This is a genomic window from Neptunicella plasticusilytica, from assembly GCF_047922965.1.
Classification (GTDB): Bacteria; Pseudomonadota; Gammaproteobacteria; order Enterobacterales; family Alteromonadaceae; genus Neptunicella; species Neptunicella plasticusilytica.
The window spans coordinates 3114101-3132151 of record NZ_CP150481.1; the positions used below are offsets into that span (position 1 = coordinate 3114101).

15 protein-coding genes and 3 tRNA genes are annotated in these 18051 nt (G+C 46.2%); 3 read left to right on the forward strand and 15 right to left on the reverse strand.

From position 1 onward, the window contains the following. Window positions 1-2 precede the first annotated feature (2 nt). The 3 genes from V1467_RS13970 to V1467_RS13980 form a co-directional block, all read right to left on the reverse strand. Window positions 3-78, reverse strand: a tRNA-His gene (locus tag V1467_RS13970). A gap of 36 nt (window positions 79-114) precedes the next feature. After that, window positions 115-191 (reverse strand) — tRNA-Arg (locus V1467_RS13975). A 30-nt stretch (window positions 192-221) separates the two neighbouring features. Continuing rightward, window positions 222-298 (reverse strand) — tRNA-Pro (locus V1467_RS13980). Between the two features lie 245 nt (window positions 299-543). On the opposite strand from V1467_RS13980, the gene folD reads away from it, so the two are divergent. Beyond that, the gene (gene folD, locus V1467_RS13985) at window positions 544-1398 is read left to right on the forward strand and encodes a bifunctional methylenetetrahydrofolate dehydrogenase/methenyltetrahydrofolate cyclohydrolase FolD (protein WP_416305587.1); all 855 of its coding nucleotides are present in this window, start codon (window positions 544-546) and stop codon (window positions 1396-1398) included. A 52-nt stretch (window positions 1399-1450) separates the two neighbouring features. Here folD and V1467_RS13990 read toward each other — a convergent pair whose 3' ends face one another. The 10 genes from V1467_RS13990 to V1467_RS14035 form a co-directional block, all read right to left on the reverse strand. Then, the gene (locus tag V1467_RS13990) at window positions 1451-2782 is read right to left on the reverse strand and encodes a Na+/H+ antiporter NhaC family protein (RefSeq protein ID WP_416305588.1); all 1332 of its coding nucleotides are present in this window, start codon (window positions 2780-2782) and stop codon (window positions 1451-1453) included. A gap of 349 nt (window positions 2783-3131) precedes the next feature. Continuing rightward, a complete protein-coding gene (locus tag V1467_RS13995) occupies window positions 3132-3920 on the reverse strand; it encodes a YggN family protein (RefSeq protein WP_416305589.1) in 789 nt (262 codons plus the stop codon). A gap of 90 nt (window positions 3921-4010) precedes the next feature. Further along, the gene (locus V1467_RS14000; protein WP_416305590.1) at window positions 4011-4496 is read right to left on the reverse strand and encodes a DUF1566 domain-containing protein; all 486 of its coding nucleotides are present in this window, start codon (window positions 4494-4496) and stop codon (window positions 4011-4013) included. A gap of 25 nt (window positions 4497-4521) precedes the next feature. Further along, complete coding sequence (locus V1467_RS14005) at window positions 4522-6219, reverse strand: DUF1566 domain-containing protein (protein WP_416305591.1); 1698 nt, start codon at window positions 6217-6219, stop codon at window positions 4522-4524. 96 nt (window positions 6220-6315) lie between these two features. Beyond that, a complete protein-coding gene (locus V1467_RS14010) occupies window positions 6316-6786 on the reverse strand; it encodes a PAS domain-containing protein (RefSeq protein ID WP_416308709.1) in 471 nt (156 codons plus the stop codon). A gap of 19 nt (window positions 6787-6805) precedes the next feature. After that, window positions 6806-7801 carry a response regulator gene (locus V1467_RS14015; RefSeq protein ID WP_416305592.1) on the reverse strand — a complete coding sequence of 332 codons (996 nt, stop codon included), beginning with the start codon at window positions 7799-7801 and terminating at the stop codon, window positions 6806-6808. Between the two features lie 201 nt (window positions 7802-8002). Continuing rightward, the gene (locus V1467_RS14020; protein WP_416305593.1) at window positions 8003-9139 is read right to left on the reverse strand and encodes a sensor histidine kinase; all 1137 of its coding nucleotides are present in this window, start codon (window positions 9137-9139) and stop codon (window positions 8003-8005) included. Window positions 9140-9144: 5 nt separating this feature from the next. Then, complete coding sequence (locus tag V1467_RS14025) at window positions 9145-9858, reverse strand: LytR/AlgR family response regulator transcription factor (RefSeq protein ID WP_416305594.1); 714 nt, start codon at window positions 9856-9858, stop codon at window positions 9145-9147. A gap of 351 nt (window positions 9859-10209) precedes the next feature. Continuing rightward, the gene (locus V1467_RS14030; protein ID WP_416305595.1) at window positions 10210-13083 is read right to left on the reverse strand and encodes a TonB-dependent receptor; all 2874 of its coding nucleotides are present in this window, start codon (window positions 13081-13083) and stop codon (window positions 10210-10212) included. A gap of 315 nt (window positions 13084-13398) precedes the next feature. Next, window positions 13399-13728, reverse strand: a complete 330-nt coding sequence (locus tag V1467_RS14035) for a hypothetical protein (protein ID WP_416305596.1) — start codon at window positions 13726-13728, stop codon at window positions 13399-13401. Between the two features lie 210 nt (window positions 13729-13938). Between V1467_RS14035 and V1467_RS14040 the strand changes: the two genes are divergently transcribed. Further along, on the forward strand, window positions 13939-14583 hold the full coding sequence (locus V1467_RS14040) for an MBL fold metallo-hydrolase (protein ID WP_416305597.1): 645 nt from the start codon (window positions 13939-13941) through the stop codon (window positions 14581-14583). Window positions 14584-14709: 126 nt separating this feature from the next. Beyond that, window positions 14710-16137, forward strand: a complete 1428-nt coding sequence (locus tag V1467_RS14045) for a YdgA family protein (RefSeq protein ID WP_416305598.1) — start codon at window positions 14710-14712, stop codon at window positions 16135-16137. A gap of 47 nt (window positions 16138-16184) precedes the next feature. Here V1467_RS14045 and V1467_RS14050 read toward each other — a convergent pair whose 3' ends face one another. Both V1467_RS14050 and V1467_RS14055 read right to left on the reverse strand, forming a co-directional pair. Then, a complete protein-coding gene (locus V1467_RS14050; RefSeq protein WP_416305599.1) occupies window positions 16185-17261 on the reverse strand; it encodes an MbnH family di-heme enzyme in 1077 nt (358 codons plus the stop codon). After that, complete coding sequence (locus V1467_RS14055; protein WP_416305600.1) at window positions 17262-18020, reverse strand: MbnP family copper-binding protein; 759 nt, start codon at window positions 18018-18020, stop codon at window positions 17262-17264. Window positions 18021-18051 lie beyond the last annotated feature (31 nt).

Below are 18051 nucleotides of genomic sequence, written 5' to 3' on the forward strand. Positions count from 1 at the left end.
AATGGGGTGGACGATGGGGCTTGAACCCACGACAACCGGAATCACAATCCGGGGCTCTACCAACTGAGCTACGCCCACCATAGAGGTGTTTACTTAGAACTGCGGCAACGCACATGGCGCGCCCGGCAGGATTCGAACCTGCGACCCTCGGCTTAGAAGGCCGATGCTCTATCCAGCTGAGCTACGGGCGCATTTTGAAGCACCTGCACAGTTTAAGCAAGTGGTCGGTGAGACAGGATTTGAACCTGCGACCCCTTGGACCCAAACCAAGTGCGCTACCAAACTGCGCTACTCACCGCCTTTTAAAGCTAGTAACGACGATGTCTCTGCCGTTATGGGAGGCGCATATTACCCACTTGATTATGGGTCGTCAAACACTTTTTCAATCAAAAAGTTTAAATGTTCAGTTTTACAGCAAACTGGTTAAAGCCCCTCCATTGACTGGATAAAATCCGCTCCCTGGATACCGATGACATTGCCTGAGTCCGCTTGATTATGTGACAATAGCCGGCAATTTTGTTCAACCATACAGACAACTTAATAATGCCTGCACAAATTATCGACGGGAAACTGATAGCCAAACAAGTTAGGGTAAATGTCGCCGAACATGTTAAATCCATTGTTTCTTCCGGCAAAAGAGCGCCAGGACTGGCCGTTGTATTAGTTGGAGGAGATCCTGCATCTCAGGTTTATGTCGGCAGCAAACGCAAAGCCTGTGATGAAGTGGGATTTGTGTCCAAATCTTTCGATATGCCAGCCAATACTACGCAACAGCAACTACTGGAACTGATTGATACACTTAATCAGGACAATGAAGTCGACGGTATTTTAGTCCAGTTGCCTTTACCCGCAGGCCTGGATGCCAACGAAGTACTGGAACAAATTCATCCGCATAAAGACGTGGATGGTTTCCATCCTTACAACATAGGGCGCTTGGCAGAACGTATGCCTGCCCTACGTCCCTGCACTCCTAAAGGCATAATGACACTGATAGAGTCCAGCAAACGTCCGATAAAGGGACTGGACGCCGTGGTGGTGGGTGCCTCCAACATAGTCGGACGTCCTATGTGCCTGGAGTTATTGATTGCAGGTTGCACCACCACCGTATGCCACAAATTTACCAAAGATCTGCAGTCCCATGTCAGACGGGCCGATTTACTTGTGGTCGCAGTGGGTAAAGCCGAATTTATTCCCGGCGAGTGGATCAAACCGGGGGCGATTGTGATTGATGTGGGCATTAACCGGGTTGATAACGGCAGCCTAGTCGGCGACGTAGAATATGCCGCCGCCAGTGAACGTGCTGGCTGGATTACGCCGGTACCGGGAGGAGTCGGTCCAATGACTGTCGCCAGTTTGATTGAAAACACTCTGGAAGCATACGTTAAGTATCATTCTTGAGTAATATACCAAAGTCACTCCGCAAAGAGCCAGAACCTGTCTGGTTCTTTGATTATTCCACTCCCGCCTGTCCCACTTTACGCTGCAAAAAGTACTGCCAGACAAAGCTCCCTAAGGTTACCAACGCTAACCAATAGCAGTAAAATGCGTAGGGAATAATCTCTACCGGCGAAACAGAGAAACTGGCACCCAATAGCAGTAATTGCGCGCCATAAGGTAATATTCCCTGCAGCACACAGGCAAAAATATCGATCAAGCTAGCGGCCTTTTTGGGCTCGATATCACCAGCCTCGGCTAGTTCTTTTACCGTATCGCCCGCCACTATTATTGCAACGGTATTATTGGCCACACAGGCGTTGACACAACTAATCAGCGCGGCAATACCCAATGAATAACCCAGTTTAGGCGTTAAGGATGAGGACTGGATTAATCTGGATATTCGGGTTACCAGAAAACGGAGCCCTCCCTGACGACGCATGAGCTCGGACAAGCCACCTAACAGCAACGATAAAATAAAGACTTCCTGCATCTGGCCAAACCCGGCATAGATATCTTTACCAATGGCCATCATCTGATAATCACCAACCAGGATCCCCAATAGTGCGCTGCTGACGATACCGATAACCAGCACCGAAAACACGTTTACGCCAACTATCGCCAAGATCAAGATAAGCAAGTAAGGTAGCATCAGCACAGGATTAGCCGTGTCGGCCGTCTCCAACTCAGCAGGATGGCCAATGACAAACAGCAATACCAATACCAGTACCGCTGCAGGTAACGCCAATAAAAGGTTAGCTTTAAACTTGTCTTTCATATCGCACCCCTGAGTGCGGGTAGCGGCAATGGTGGTGTCAGAAATAATCGACAGGTTATCACCGAAGATCGCTCCGCTAACCAGTACACCTGCCATCAATGCCGGGGAAATGCCGGCAGCATCGGCGACACCGGCGGCAATGGGTGCCAACGCAGCCAAGGTGCCCATGGATGTTCCCATTGCAGTGGCGATAAACGCCGCAATTAAAAACAGACCAGGCAAGATAAACTGGGACGGAACCAGCTGTAAGCCAATAACGACTGTTGCATCCACCCCACCAGATGCCTTGGCTACTGCTGAAAAAGCACCGGCCAGCAAATAGATCAGGCACATGGTAATAATATTGCTATGCCCAGCGCCGGTTACGAACTGATCAATGGTATTGCCCAGGCTCTCTCGGGATAACCAGAAAGCGAGCAATATGGCGGGTAATAGCGCAGCCGGGGCCGGTAGCTGATAAAAAGCATAATCCACGCCTTGAGACTGGAAATAAAATCCAGTTCCCAGAAATAAACACAGGAACAAAAATAATGGCGATAACGCCAGTTTACCGGAGGGAGCAGATTGCATACGAACACCATGGACGTTTAGACGTCTGGAATTCTATCTTGAAATGATAAAATAGCCAAGCCGCTAAGATAATAAAACCAAAAGCCTATTAACCACAGGGGTACAGAGATCACCGAGAACCAAAAATCAATGGAGCTGCGAGTGTCGGGTTTCTAGCAACGAGCTCAAAATCAAAACCATCGTTCGCCCTGCCCCTTCGACAAGCTCAGGATACACGGAACTATAAGTAGTCGAAGGGTGAAATAGTTCATACTTCGACTACTACGCGCTCAGTACGAACGGTTTCTATTATATTTCCCCTCGGTGCTTTGCCCCTGTGGGGTTAAAATAATGACGGAAACGATTGAATTCAGTCTCCATTTTCGGCCAGTTCGCCGGTAACAATCACATTATAGGGCTGTAATTGTGGAATGCTGTCGCGAAGTTGATCTTCAACCACATCCAGACGTTTCATTTTTTCACAAAACCACTTGGCTTTTTTGCGCAGGGTTTGGGCTTTGGGACCAACCTGACGTTCAATTTCGGCTCCCATGGTTTCGAGCCTGACGGACAAGTCTTCCATGCGTTTTTCCATCTTGCTATCGCCATCGCTGGTCAGCCCACCGATTGCCGATAATATGCCACCAAGCGAGGTATCGATGGCGTGCTCGATTTCCTGCTCCATTCTGGCATCCACCAACATATCAACATTTTCCAGACTGCGTGGCCCGATGTAATAATAATCCTCCGCGTGATAAAACTTTTTACCCACTTTACGTCTTACGCGTTTCAGAGCACTTTGCAAACGTTGATAACTGGTATGCTCTTCACCCACCAGGCCGAGGTAAACATTCTCTACTGTGCTAATTGCCAGATCCACACCTTCGGTAGCCAATAGAACCATTTTAGGCATGGAATAATGTATACCACTAGAGAGTTCTTTGAGTTGCGCTGTTTGCTCTTCATTGAGCGTAATCCAGTCACCTTTGACAATCAGCTGATTGTCACCGTTGATCTGGTACAAAGTACGGTCATCCTGCATCACCCGAATTTGGTGTTCGTTCACCAAAATACCCTGCTGCAAATCGACTTCACATTTAAAGTCGGCCAAACAGTCAAAGCTGATGACAGCCAGCAAAAATAAAACAATCTTGGACATTCACAGTATTTCCGTCACGAATCTAGGCCAATTGTGGCCTGAACGTTGGTGAAGGGAAAGTTTAATAAGACTAGCGGATTAAAAATTGCGCTAGTCTGCGTTTCTTACCAGCCGAACATAGGGAAACAAGGTTTTTTGTTTAATAGAGTTACTGCCATTAAAAAATGCCACAACCCAGGCTCGCTGGCCATCTATCATCGAAGGAGTCGAGGTCCAGAAATCATCTGAGGGTGTATCAGGAAAGACCGTCGAGTTAATTGATGGCCGCACGCATTGACGCTCGACTATGGTGTTCAGCTCTTTCATATTGGGTAAGCGCCAACCACTCAAACTCTGATAGACATAACCATGAGCAAGCTGCAATGCCTGTTGCCAGGTAACAGGTTGCGGATCACCCAGACAGCGTCCTTGTGCAGTATTCCACTGTTGTCCAATGGCGCAACGCATCCACATTAGCCTGGTGGTGGTATCAGTCGCCAAACCACCGGCAACCAGTGCAAAATTTTCTTCTGGCGCTGTTTCGTCAATATCATCCTGACAGCTGGCAAATATTGAACAGCTAATCAATAAACTCATTATAAACGTGGTTACTTTTAACATCTTAACGGCCCGCCCTGACTAGCCTGACTCTGGCTGGCACAGATTTGTTCAGAAAATTGTCGTTACCGCTGGCAAAATCAATCGCCCAGGCATTTTGTGCTTCGCCAGAGGATACACCGTCGGCACTGGGCTCACTACTCCAATACCAGACAGGCGCAGCAAGCCCAGACGTAGTAAAAGGAAAATAAGTATTGTCGATTAACGGTGCGCTGCTCCTGCCCAGATGTAAAATGGACAACAACTCATTATGGGTAGGTAAACGCCAGTCATAAAAACCGCACAAGCCTACTCCGTTGATGGCAGCCACATAGGCGCTGGTATTGCATTGTGCCATATTGCAGGTGGCACCAGCTCCGTTCAGATCGCCCTCGATCCCGCCATTATTTTCTTGCTGATACCAGGAATAACTGTAGCTATTATTGCTAAACCCGATTCCCTGATGTTTGATTTCCCATACCAGTCCAGTAACGTTATCTCTGACACAGCGCCAAGGCTGGCTCACGTCATCTACCTCATCACCAATTTGATCCAGGCGGGTAAAGTCGAAACCGTTTTCGCCACGCCCTGCCTTTTCCAGTAATCCATGTGTAGCGGCACTATCACGGCCAGTATCGGCATCCTGCCCCGGATAATCGCTCTGGATGGAGCTAATATTTGTCGTACCATTCGCGCGCAATACCACACCGGTATCATTACGATGCACGATCTGCCGCGGATTAATCAAAACATCCACACTGTCTTCCACGCTATGCCCCAGCGCATCATCGACTTGTAATGTAAAGGTGGCAACAGTTGCCGTTTGAACTTTAGGTGCCACCGCATAGGTCACCAATTGTTGGTGGCTATCAATGGCAGGGGCAAGAGTGGAATCATTCAACCATAAATACTCCAGCGGCAGTGCCCCACTATTAACACTGCTGGCTTGCCCCGCCAATAATATCGCTTCGCCACTCACTACAGTAACGTCAACACCTGCATCCACTTCAGGCAACGTATCGCTGGCGGCTAATACCGACAGAACGATCTCGGCGTTATCGATGCCTCCTTCCTGATCCGTTACAGTTAAGGAGAACACCAGCTGTGAGGCTGGGTCCCGAACTGGCGCAATAAAACTGAGAGTCTCGCCATCCAGACTCACTCCCTGCAGTACATTCACACCACTTGTTTGCTGCCAACGCCAACTGGCGATTTGCTCCTGCCCAGCGGGGCTGTCTGCATCGTGACTATCACTGCCATTTAACACAACAGCGGCTCCGGCCGGAAATTGTCTAGCCGCATAACCTGCCATCTGGTTAAAACCGATCACAGCTTGCGGATTAGCATTTACCGGCAAGACTTCAACTGTCACCTGATCACTGGCAACATTGCCTTCAGCATCGGTGACAGTGATGGTAAAACGATAACTGACGGGTTCGGTGGTTTGTGGCGCCACAAAACTGGCATCAGCGAGCGCCGTATCTGGATGGTTAATTGTAATCGTCGGGGAGACTGTCCAGGCAAAGGTAAGATCTGTGGTTTGGCCGGTAACCGTAGCATTGAGAGGCGCGTTGCTGCTTTCATTTATTGAATAATCATCAATCGCAGCCACACTAATAACAGGCTGAGGGGTCTGGGGTTGCGGATCCGCCGATAATAAATCATCACCTGAACAAGCAGACAACAATAACAAATTGATAAAAAGGATGAGATAACGTGGCATAAACGGCAGCATAGATTCTTCAATTAAGTGACGTACTTAGTTATCGTATCTAAATCAAAATGCTTAACCGGGATAAGGTAAAAAGACAGACTTTATTCAGGTGCTTCTTTCCTTCATCTCGCTGAGTGTCACCTGCGTCACTTCCAGCGTTTTCTTGCCCGCAGCAACATCGGTGACGTCGTAGACCATCATACAGATATTATCTACTTTACCGGTAGCACTGGTTAAAGGTGACAAGGTAATGTTCTGATACATAAAATCCTCGCTACCGGTAATGGGACGATAGTTGGGAAATTTAAACAGGTAGGGGCGTTGTTCCCAGATCATAAAAGCGCGGTTCTTCAGTTCAAATACCGGTCTGGTCTTTTGCGCAAACCAGTCCTGATCGATATCCGGAAACAATGCGAACAGTGACTTGTCCCGTACCTCACTTGGCAGCATACCGCTATGACTTTCCATAAAACCGTTCCACAATTTCACCGCATAGTGTTTATCCAGCACGACCAACCCCACATCAATGGTCTGCAACATATCCATCATCCAATGAAATTCGGTTAATTCATTCATCGCGTCACTGCTCACAATGTCACTCCTCTAACCAATGGGATAATTTGTGATTCATAATATTCATCGATTCTTCCGTGACCAATAACACCAAATCACATTGCACATTATAACCTTCTAACCCATAGCTCAATTCGATCGCCAAGGTCTTGCGCCATCGAGCTTTATTGGTTGAGATCAATTCAGAAATATTGCAATGCTGGCCCAATACCACCGGATGTCCCTGACTAAAATGCATATCCAGTTGAGTGGCAAAACCATTCAAGAAAGAACCGATCAGAATGTTGGCAGCATCCATCAACATTTCCAGTTGAACCTGATCGTCCACTTCTTGCTGTATATCCAGAATTTTGGCCACATCACCAAAACTGGAATCACTCAGAATAAACAACGCTTCGCCACAAATACCCGGGCCGACAAACCCCTGACAAATACCGGATACCGAATCTTCATCCTCGATATCCTGCAACAACATCAGCAATTCTGAGACTTCAATTAAATTAACGTTGGGAATGGGTAACTTGACAAATACGTTAAACAGTCGAGCCAGATTGTCGCCTGCCTGCCCCATCGCGATATTGGCTATTTCCTGATAACAGTCACGTACTTGTGGATCAAGACGCTGGATTTCCTGACGCGCTTCCGGCTCAGCTTCAATATGGATACGGTGTTTATTCAGTACCCTTTCAAGCTCCTCCGCCTTTACCGGTTTTTCGATAAATTCGAGCGCACCTAATTTTTTAACACGCTGATGGGCTTCAGGCTGGATATCGCCAGAAATAACGATCGTGCGGGTATTCAAGCCCTGTTGCTGAATCTGTTCCAGTACCTGGTAACCGTCCATCACCGGCATATTGAGATCAAGCAGCAATAACTGCCCTTTTCCTTCCTGTAGTGCAGTGATCCCTTCCTGACCATTTTTGGCAAAATGAACCGCAACATCCCAGTCCCCGGGCAGGCTTTTAGCCACCTGCTTACGGGCTACCAGCGAGTCATCACAAATTAACACCGAAAACATAGGAAACTTATCCTTTTACCACGTTGGGACAAACAAAAAACTGCGCGTTCCCAATAGATTAGTTTATCGGGTGATAACTGCAAATGATTGAACTAGCAAGTATTTAACCGAAATTCGGGATATGCTGCATCTGTCCATAATGGTTATTTTGCGCTTTGTCCTTTGTATCGGCAACAATTGGAAGGAGTAGAGGTAAGAATGTTATTCTAGGGAATGTTCAACGGGGAGGGTCATCGTCACAACAAACCCTTGCGGCTGCGCCACACTCAATTCAAATTGATGTTGATGGGGATAAATGACGTTAAGCCGTTCATCAATATTTTGCAGCCCCACGCCCTGACTCATCCCTGGCAATTGACTAAAACAGCTAAAGGGTCCGTTGTCAGCAACCTGAAGAATTAACTCATCTTGTTCGCAACGAGCACTAATCCGGATTTCACCACCACTTTTCATTTTGGCAATCGCATATTTAATCGAATTTTCAACCAGTGGTTGAATGATCAAGCTGGGAACCAGCAATTTTTCCGTCGCCGGACTGACCTCAAAATGAACTGTCAACCGCTCATCAAAGCGGGTCTTCTCAATGTCCAGATACAGCCGTAATGCATCCAGTTCTTCCTGCAAGGTAATTTTCTTTTCCGGGTCATTGTCCAGTGAATAGCGGAAAAAAGTAGATAGCTTAATTAACATCGTATTGGCTCTTTCCTTGCTTCCCTGCAAGACCAGCGTGGAAATAGCATTGAGCGTGTTAAACAGAAAATGGGGATTAATCTGATAGCGCAACATTTTGATTTGCGCCTTATGAGAAAGCATTACTGCATTGAAGTGCTGCTCTTTTTCTTTAACCAGCCGGAAATGATAGTTGATCCCGAAATATAGACTGCTCCAGGCCATGACCATAAAAAAAGCATAGCTAATAGTCATAAATAAACGGGCCGGGTGGTGCTCCTCATCAAACTGGCCGTTCAGCACCAGGAATATCGAATAGTTATCTTCCCAGTTCCAGATAACCATATTCTTCAACGGTGTCCAAATGGCCGCTACCAGCAAACTGCTTACAACGACGCTGATAAACAGCTTAACCGGACTGAGGCACCACAAACGACGGTACAGGGAACGTAAAGGCAATGTCAGCAGTATGGCAAGCAGACCGCTGATCAACAGCGGAAAAATAACGAATCTATCATCGAGCTTGTCACTGCCGATAAATGCCACATTATCGATGGTCAGAATTAACACATAAAATAGCCAGCCGAGACTATGCAATAGCCAGAACGAAGGCTTAGTGTCGGCACTGATTAACGCTCTTTTATGTTCCGGCTGTAGCATGTTTTTCATCTAACCTAATTCAAATCCAGTCCTAATCGACCAAACAGGTTGTTCTTGTACGCCGCGCTGATTTTGACTTCATCACCATTAGTTAAATGCAATAACGAATAGCGCCCGAGCTCGCTAGTTAAACTTTTCACTCGCTGCAAGTTCACCATAGAAGAACGGTGAACCCGCACAAACTTCTTCGGATTAAGTTGCAGTTCAAGTTTAGAAAGCGTTTCGCGGTGTAATAGTACCTTATCCTGACAATGCAACTCGACATAATTGGATGAACCTTTGACCCATAGAATATCTTCTACATTGACAAACTCGACTGAGCCAATTGATTTAATCGCCAGCACATCCGGTCTGCTGACTGCCCTGCTAATCAGGCGCTTTTCAATCTTGTTCAAGGCGTCTGTGACGCGTTTATTTTCGAAAGGTTTAAGTAGGTAATCCACCGCTTCCATTTCGAAAGCGTTGATGGCGAATTCGCTGTATGCGGTGCTAAAAATCCATCCGCAACTAACCTGGTCCACCAGCTTTCTAGCCAGTTCCAGTCCACTGCCGCCAATAATACTGATATCCATAAAACAGGCGTGCGGCTGGTGTTTGATTAACAGATCCTTTGCTTCATTGTACTCTGATGCTTGTGCAACGACTTGCCATTCTGCTTGCTGCTCGATAAAACTGACGATCCGTTGCCGGGCCAGTGGTTCATCATCAACGACAATACACTGATACATGTAGACTCCGATGCAAATGTGAAGAGCAGGAATATAGGGCAGAGTAAGGGGAATGTCAGCTAAAAATAGACTAATCTGCGGTTTGACAAGACCAATAGCTACATGGGGTTAACCCAGGGTAAATGATGTAAATCAAAGGTAAAAAAAAAAGCTGCGTCAAACTGACGCAGCTATAATTTCCAGGGTTCAATACATATATGTAATTTTGTATTGGTCGGGTTATCAGGCCGACATCGCCATATTACAAGCTAAACTGCCGCAGGTAAGTTTGTTGTGACGAAACGCCTATTTGGAGGGACAAAACCGACAGAATATTGGAATGCCGGCTTTATCCTTTAGCAAATCACTGGTTTAGAAGCGAATGCTGGCGCTCAAACGAATACTACGCGGTGTTTGATAAGCTGTCGGTAACAAGAATTTGCGATCTTCTACACCCACACTTTGTTCAGCCACTTCATAGACCTGCGTTACGCTAGCCTGATTGAACAGGTTGAATACGTCGGCACGGAAAGAAATATCCGCCACGTCCCATTCAGGCGTGTATTGCAATGACATATCGACTTTGCTTACCCAGTCTGTGCGACCAAAGGTACCGCGAGGCACGAAGTTTTCACCATCCAAGTAGAAAGTGTCACCGTAATCAGGTGTACCATTCGGATGACCTACACCGTAACCATTAACGGGACGGCCAGATTGCAGCAAAAAGTTAACCCCTAACAACCACTGATCATTGATGGCATAAGAACCAAAGATTTTAACTGTATGACGACGATCGTTTGGTAAGTTACCGTACGCACCATCCATCAATTCAGGTAAATCGAAGTCCTGAGTCAAACCAGCATCGTCTTGTCCGTTATCTGACTTAACGTAACCTTCTGCATTACCCCAAGAGTGAGCCCATACGTAAGAACCTTGTAGTGACCAGACACCATCCCAGTTTTTGGCAAAGTTATATTCAAATGCCATGTACTGACGATTCGCTTCTTCAAAGCCCAGTTCATCCGCAGAAATACTGACAGGCACCAAGTTACCGTCGGCATCAGTATATGACACTTCCATATCGGTACCCGGGTTCGTTAGCACACAACCGGTATTGTTATTTGGATAGCCTTTAGCGACCATAACATCGTCGATATTACAGATGTCATCCATTGCGACTTTAAGGTCACGATAAATGGCACGCACACCCATTGACCAGTCATCAGCCACAACAGTTTCATAACCCAGGATATATTCATCCTGATACATTGGTTTGATCGTCTGATCAACGATTTGCAATGGATCTTTCACTTCACCATTTGAGTTAATCAGCTCACTACCAATTTCATTGGCAGGATCATATACCGGTAAACCATCAGCATCGACACTATCAAGAACGTAGAAACGTGAACGGTCATCTTCTGCACCCGCCAGACGCACGTTAGTATTGCTCGCCACCGGCAAATAGTAACGACCAAAGTTACCGTACAAGCGCGAATTACCGTCACCATTAACATCCCAGATAATACCCAGGCGAGGTGCCCACTGATTATCAACTTTGATAAAGGATTCACCATAGACGTTTTTATTGTCGAAAGTTTCATTACGGATACCAGCGCTAACAGTGATTTCATCAGTCGCATTCCAGGTATCTTCCAGATAATAGGCGCTGGAAATCGTTTCAAAACTGCCGATATTATCCAGTTTTCTAATCCGCAATACTTGATCAACGCCATCAGGCACAATGCCGCCGTTGTTCAACTCAGAACCGGCTTCAACATCCATATAGCGGTAGTACGCGCCACCAGAGTAATGCTGCTCGCTGAACGAAGAATTTTTTTCGCTATCATAACCAAAACGGATCAGGTGGTCGTCCAGTTGCCATTCAAAGTCAACACGCATCGCTTTACGCTCGTCATCGCCTTGCTCAGCAATCTGATTGACCCAGCAACCTGGATATAGGGTTGACGCTTCTTCACGTGCATCAACAGTTAATGGGCAGTTTTCATCGGCATCAGATACGGTGGTTAACGAGTATTTGTTAACACCATATAAGGCTGACATGGTGAAAGTGTCAGTCAGATAACCTTTATAGTTAACGATGTAGTTTTTACCACCGCGAGACTCTTCCGTCACACCTTTCAGATTACCATCCAAATCATAGCTATGAGTCGGATTGGTCGTTTCATCAGAGAAAGCCGTTAATGCTAAAGAATGGTTTTCATTGATTTGCCAATCAACCTTTGCACCCCAGAACGGGTCATCAGACTGATATTGATCAATCTGGTCAGAGCCGGCCAACTGGCCTTCCTGCTTAATGTCACGTGCGGTATATAAACCATAGAAAAACAATTTGTCTTCAATAAGGGCGCCACTTGCATAGATATTGGCTTCCATATTTTGTCTGTAATCATCTTCATTATTAATGTAAACGGTACCGTCACGGTACTGAACATTAGGAGCATGGTCACTCAGGCTATTGGGTTCAAAATAAGCAGATGCGCCGGCGTGGAACTCATTGGTACCACGCTTGGTTACGGCGTTAACCACACCACCGGTAGAACGACCAAACTCGGCAGAATAACCACCGGTTTTGACTTCAAAGCTGTCGTAGAATTCGAATGGAATACCGCTACCACCTAGACCATTACGGAAGTTGGTTACGTTAAGGCCATTGATATAAAAAGCATTTTCAGCAACAGATGCGCCGCCAAAAGAAGCGAAAGTTTGTCCGGTATCACCAAAAGAGGTATCGCCCAAAGTAACACCCGGGGCTAACATGGCAACACTGGTCACGTCACGAGGAACGGGGATTTTAGCCAGACTTTCAGCTGAAATATTCAGGCCGGCTTCTGCAGAACTCGTATCCAGATAAATGTTACGACCCGTTACGGCGATACGCTCAACATCATTTTTTAGATTAACAACTGTGTCACGGCTGATTTCAACATTAACGTTGCGTTCCAGTTTAACCGTATCACCTTCAAAAATTCTTACTGTGTATAGGCCGGCATTTAGTTTAGGTAGACGATAATCACCATTTTCGCTGATGCTGATGGATTTTTTAAAGCCGGTCGTTGGATTAGCAATCTCTACATGATATTTCTGATAAGTATTGGCAGTTGCGGTCGCAACCGTTCCCTGAATAGTACCTGAAGTATTGTCTGCTGCGAGTGCAGCACCGGAACTCAATACTCCCGCCACAGCCATTGCGCATAGGCTGGTCTTGAATGTCATATTTTTCATGGAATTTCCCGAATCTAGTTTTAAGTATTTGTTATCACCTACTGCTTTGGCAGTTGGGCGACGTTGAACGCTAACAAGAAGTTCACGGAAACAGGCTGTTAAGGGACGAAACTGGCGATTGGTGTGCTGAACTAAACGAAACAGATGAATTTACAGTTTAATGATGAGATAGCTGCAATCAGGCACAGCAAGTCTAGTTCCAGACTAGAGCAATAAATAACGAGTGGGGCCAAAAAGACAATTGATGGTGCGAAACGCAGTGATAATAAATAAAAGCCCCGGACGGGGCTTGCAGCAAAGAGTAAAGATTAAAGATTAAAACAAACTATCCTGATGCACAGTAATAAACTGTGGTGTTCCTATTTTACTGTAATCAACTTTATATTCTTTACCGTTGATGGTCTGGACAAAAATCAGTACTTTTTCATCACTGAAAATTTCCCCCAGGGTGACATCGATCAATTCCATATCCAATAATTTGGCATCGCGTTTATTATCCGGCACTGGACCTGTGTATTCCTTTAAACCCTTGTGAGTGACTAATACCGGCGGATAATCGTCGCCATTCAGAATTAACAGGTCGAGCTTCCTTACTTTGTGGATTATTGTATTTCTGCCACTTAATAGAAAGGGTTTGTCTTGCATCTTTAGCTCCGTTGAAGAACATATAGCCCAAAAGGCAGTGAAATTATATATTAACTAAACGATAACAAAGTTTTTTTTAACGCGCATCTGTTAATTAGTCTAAAAATGCCCTAACGGCAACGGCTACAGCGATTTTTTGCAAAAAATACTAAAACAAAGCCAAGGGTTAACCCTATAATGACTCAAATTGTCTAAAAGCGAGCTAACAGTTTGAAAGTTATTGTTATTCCTGTCACTCCCTTCCAACAAAACTGTTCTCTTATCTGGGATCCTGCCAATATGCAAGGCGCGGTGGTGGATCCCGGCGGCGATATCAACAAAATTCTTCAGCAAATACAACAACATGGGATTAAGATTGAGCAGATTTTATTAACTCATGGTCATCTGGACCATGTGGGCGGCACCACTGAGTTAGCCCGGCAACTTGAGGTTCCGGTAATCGGCCCCCATCAAGCCGACGATTTCTGGCTACAAGCGTTAGATAAGCAAAGCCAAATGTTCGGTTTTGGTAATATCCAGCCTTTTCAACCCAATCAATGGCTCGACGACAAGGACAGCGTTCAAGTTGGCAGCATTAGTCTTAGCGTAATCCATTGCCCCGGTCATACCCCCGGCCATGTGGTGTTTTTCGAGCCGCTCAGCCAACAGGCTATTGTCGGCGATGTGTTATTTAACGGTTCTATTGGGCGCAGTGATTTTCCAAAAGGGAACCAGCAGGATCTTGTTCGCTCGATTCGCGACAAACTGTTTCCGCTGGGGGACGACGTGAAGTTTTATCCCGGCCACGGGCCTACATCTACTTTCGGCCATGAACGCCAAAACAACCCCTTTGTCGCTGACAGCCGCTACGGCTGAACGTTAAATTTATTAGTTTTTCACTTTATGTCACAATGCCTGCGGGAAATTAATCTCTCGCCTTCGCACGGATGCCGAGTCGTCATCCTTGGGTGGATAAACAACGTTAAATAACAGGGAATATCAATGAAAAAACTCATCTTGGCCATTATCGTCATCGTCGCACTAGTGGCAGGAATTGGACCTAAAATTGTCGCGGGTAATGTCGATACCCAACTCAATGATGTCGTCGCAAAACTGGACAGTTCACCTGGCTATCAAGCTGAAATAATCGAAATACAGCAAAGCTGGTTTTCTACTCAAGCCAAAATCAAGCTGGGGCTGGATATGTCCGCAATGCCCAATGCCCAGGACAATCCGATTTTGCAGGAATGGGGAGAACTTGCGATTATTGTCGATTTCGATGCGACGCATGGTCCGGTGCTAATTGGTGAACAAGCTGGATTGGGCTGGGCGGCATGGTCGGTGACATACCAGGGAGACAATTTACGCGATAAACTGGACTGGACAGATTCCACACCTTTCTACCAGCTTCAGGCTCGCGCCAACCTGCTTGGCTCTTCCTATTATCAAGATCGTGTTGTTCCCTTTAACGTTAGCAGTGATAGCTCTAACGCAACATTAACTTTTAGCGGCTTCCAGGGCGAAGGCAATTATTCCGGTGGCGAGCTGACATACAACGGCTTAACTGAATCGCTATTGGTTAACGCCGATGACGTCGATGCCAACATGCACAATCTGTCAGTAGACATGAATATGACAGGTGATTTGCTGCAAGCTTTTGAAGGTGCCTTATACGATTCTGCTGCACAGGTGGCGATTGAACACATTGAATTCAGCAATAAACAGCTGGATCAGCAAGGCGGCATGGATAATTTTTACCTCAAGACCCAGTCCATCGTCAATGCTGATAAAACCTTAGCTGATGTTAAACTCGGTTACGGTGTTGGCAAGTTTAATGTCAACGATTATCAGGGCAGTGACGCCGTACTGGATGTGGAACTGAATAACCTGAGCGCGGAACTGGTGCAGCAGTACCAGCAGCAAATGCAAACAATAAATAGTCAGGATCCGGAACAGATCATGGCCCAAATGAATGACTTTATTCAACAGCACCTGCTGGCCCAGTTAAAGGCCAATCCTGAATTTAATATCACCCGGCTAAGTGCCACCTTACCCGAAGGTAAATTCAACAGCCATGCGCATATTAGTTTTAGCGGTATCGATGCCCTGCCAGATGATTTGCAAGATGCCTCATTCTGGTTAAAGCACCTCAAAGTGATCGGCAAAATCGACGCGGATAAAGCTATTGCCGAAATGATTGCTCATAAAGTTATGCAATCACAGTTCAAGGCCAATCCTCAAACCGCCGAAATGGATGAAGCCCAGCTGCAAAGCATTATTCAGCAACAAACGCCGGTGATGCTAGGCAACTTTGTCCAACAAGGTTTGCTGGTAGAAACCGAGCAAGGTTATACCAGCGACATAACCATTGAAAATGGCACTGCCAAAATCAACAGTCTGGAAGTACCGCTGGATATGCCAGCCCAGTAAAACGGATTACTCGATTAATGGCGCAGTTGATCTGCGCCATTCTCGTTTTAAGGAGCCGAAAATTGAGGATTAGTTAAGAATTGCTGATCGGTCAGGCTTAGTAAAAAAGCTTCAAGATCGTCCTTTTCTTGCTCAGTTAAATTCAATGTTTTAATAAATGGACTTTTTAGCGGGCTATCGATACCGGCGCCCCGCCCTCCGGCATTATAAAATTCAATCACGTCACGTAGCGTCGCCAAGCTACCATCATGCATATAAGGTGCACTTACGGCCACATTACGTAAAGTAGGCGCACGAAATTTTCCCATATCTCGCGGTTGCGATGTGATTTCAATCAAACCAGGATCCGATAACGGATACCCTCCCTTATCGTCAATATTGTATAAACCGGTATTGTGAAAAGGTCGCAAATCCAGTTGCTGAAACTGATGTTGACTGGACTGGGTAAAGTTAAAACCACCGTGGCAATGATGACATTCAAGCCGCTCTGAAAAAAACAGGTTTAGACCCCGCCTGGCCGACTCCGACAATGCATCGTCGTCTTGTTGATAGGCGTAGCGATCAAAATCACTCTCCAGCGAAATGAGGCTGCGCACAAAGCTGGCCAAGGCTTTTACCACCATGTCAAAGGTTAATGGCGAATCATCAAAAGCCGCCTCCGCCAAGCGATTATAATTAGCATTGTCAAAGCGGCTCAGGATTTCGCTTTCATGCCCGGTGATATCCAGCTCTATGGGCTGTTCGCCAAACATTGGCAGTACAATTTGCTGCTCAATGCGGGTTAAGCCGGAATGGGCCCAAGTCAGATTACTGTTATAAGCCACATTCACCAGTGAAGATGCATTGCGCCGATGTTGCTCTCCAGTACTGCCAATGGCTTGGGTCAGCGGCTCGGCAAACGCATATTGTTGCTGATGACAGTGGCTGCAAGATTGCGTGCGGTTAAAAGATAGATTGGCGTCATAGAATAACGCTCTGCCTAACGCCACTTTAGCGTCCGACATAGGATTATCTGGAGGTACCACCGGAGCTGGAAAATCTTTGGGTAAATGCCAGTCGTAAGGCTCAGGAGCAGGCTGACAACTCACCAGTACGCCGGCAAGGATAATAATGAACGTACGCATTTAGTCGGTATTAGCAAACATTTGAGGTAAATGATCGATTAATAACTGGCAAACTGGCTGCTCGGCGTAATGAAAAGTACAACTATTACTTTTGGCCAGCTCCACCCCGGCGAGCAATGCGTCCAGTTGCATGACAATATGCCCTGTTGTTGATACTGGTATTTCAAACTGGAATAGATTTGGCTGCTGGCAGGCTGTCACTGGGCTGCGCATTGCACTGTCGGCCTGACAACCTGTACTGCCTAAATGAAAAGACCAACTCCCCAGCTCCGATTGCAGATCCAGACGTAAAAATTTATGCCCGCCCTGCCATGACCAAAACATAAAAGGCAAATTAAGTGGAGATGGCTGCCGCAACGGATTGGCATGATTAGCAGCAAAAGGAATACCCAGATTAAAACGAATCCGCTGCCCCTTGCGCCAATCTATCGTCTCGGATAACACTAGTTGGCGGCTACTGACTGAACGTTGCTGACAATCATCTAACATCAGTAACGCCACGGATTCAGTTTGGCGATCACTGACTTGCAAGGTTAGCGGACGCCACTGACCTTGCTGTTGGATTTCGATATCGCTAACAAACCAGTTGAATTGATTTATCTGCCATTGCCGGTCGTTATTACTAATGGATGTTTTACAATCGATGGGGTGTTGAAGGTACTGTATATCAAACTGCACAATTGACGCAAAAGGCATTGGCTCACATCCAGCCAGACAAACACAGACAAACGCTATGATATAAGGTAGTTTTTCAGTCATCCGATCCAGATTATTCATCGTTAATTAACAG

What these genes read in the sequence shown, in the direction of transcription:
- folD (WP_416305587.1), top strand. Translation starts at nt 544, where the DNA reads ATGCCTGCACAAATTATCGACGGGAAACTGATAGCCAAACAAGTTAGG.
- V1467_RS13990 (WP_416305588.1), bottom strand. Translation starts at nt 2,782, where the DNA reads ATGCAATCTGCTCCCTCCGGTAAACTGGCGTTATCGCCATTATTTTTG.
- V1467_RS13995 (WP_416305589.1), bottom strand. Translation starts at nt 3,920, where the DNA reads ATGTCCAAGATTGTTTTATTTTTGCTGGCTGTCATCAGCTTTGACTGT.
- V1467_RS14000 (WP_416305590.1), bottom strand. Translation starts at nt 4,496, where the DNA reads ATGAGTTTATTGATTAGCTGTTCAATATTTGCCAGCTGTCAGGATGAT.
- V1467_RS14005 (WP_416305591.1), bottom strand. Translation starts at nt 6,219, where the DNA reads ATGCCACGTTATCTCATCCTTTTTATCAATTTGTTATTGTTGTCTGCT.
- V1467_RS14010 (WP_416308709.1), bottom strand. Translation starts at nt 6,786, where the DNA reads ATGAATGAATTAACCGAATTTCATTGGATGATGGATATGTTGCAGACC.
- V1467_RS14015 (WP_416305592.1), bottom strand. Translation starts at nt 7,801, where the DNA reads ATGTTTTCGGTGTTAATTTGTGATGACTCGCTGGTAGCCCGTAAGCAG.
- V1467_RS14020 (WP_416305593.1), bottom strand. Translation starts at nt 9,139, where the DNA reads ATGAAAAACATGCTACAGCCGGAACATAAAAGAGCGTTAATCAGTGCC.
- V1467_RS14025 (WP_416305594.1), bottom strand. Translation starts at nt 9,858, where the DNA reads ATGTATCAGTGTATTGTCGTTGATGATGAACCACTGGCCCGGCAACGG.
- V1467_RS14030 (WP_416305595.1), bottom strand. Translation starts at nt 13,083, where the DNA reads ATGAAAAATATGACATTCAAGACCAGCCTATGCGCAATGGCTGTGGCG.
- V1467_RS14035 (WP_416305596.1), bottom strand. Translation starts at nt 13,728, where the DNA reads ATGCAAGACAAACCCTTTCTATTAAGTGGCAGAAATACAATAATCCAC.
- V1467_RS14045 (WP_416305598.1), top strand. Translation starts at nt 14,710, where the DNA reads ATGAAAAAACTCATCTTGGCCATTATCGTCATCGTCGCACTAGTGGCA.
- V1467_RS14050 (WP_416305599.1), bottom strand. Translation starts at nt 17,261, where the DNA reads ATGCGTACGTTCATTATTATCCTTGCCGGCGTACTGGTGAGTTGTCAG.
- V1467_RS14055 (WP_416305600.1), bottom strand. Translation starts at nt 18,020, where the DNA reads ATGACTGAAAAACTACCTTATATCATAGCGTTTGTCTGTGTTTGTCTG.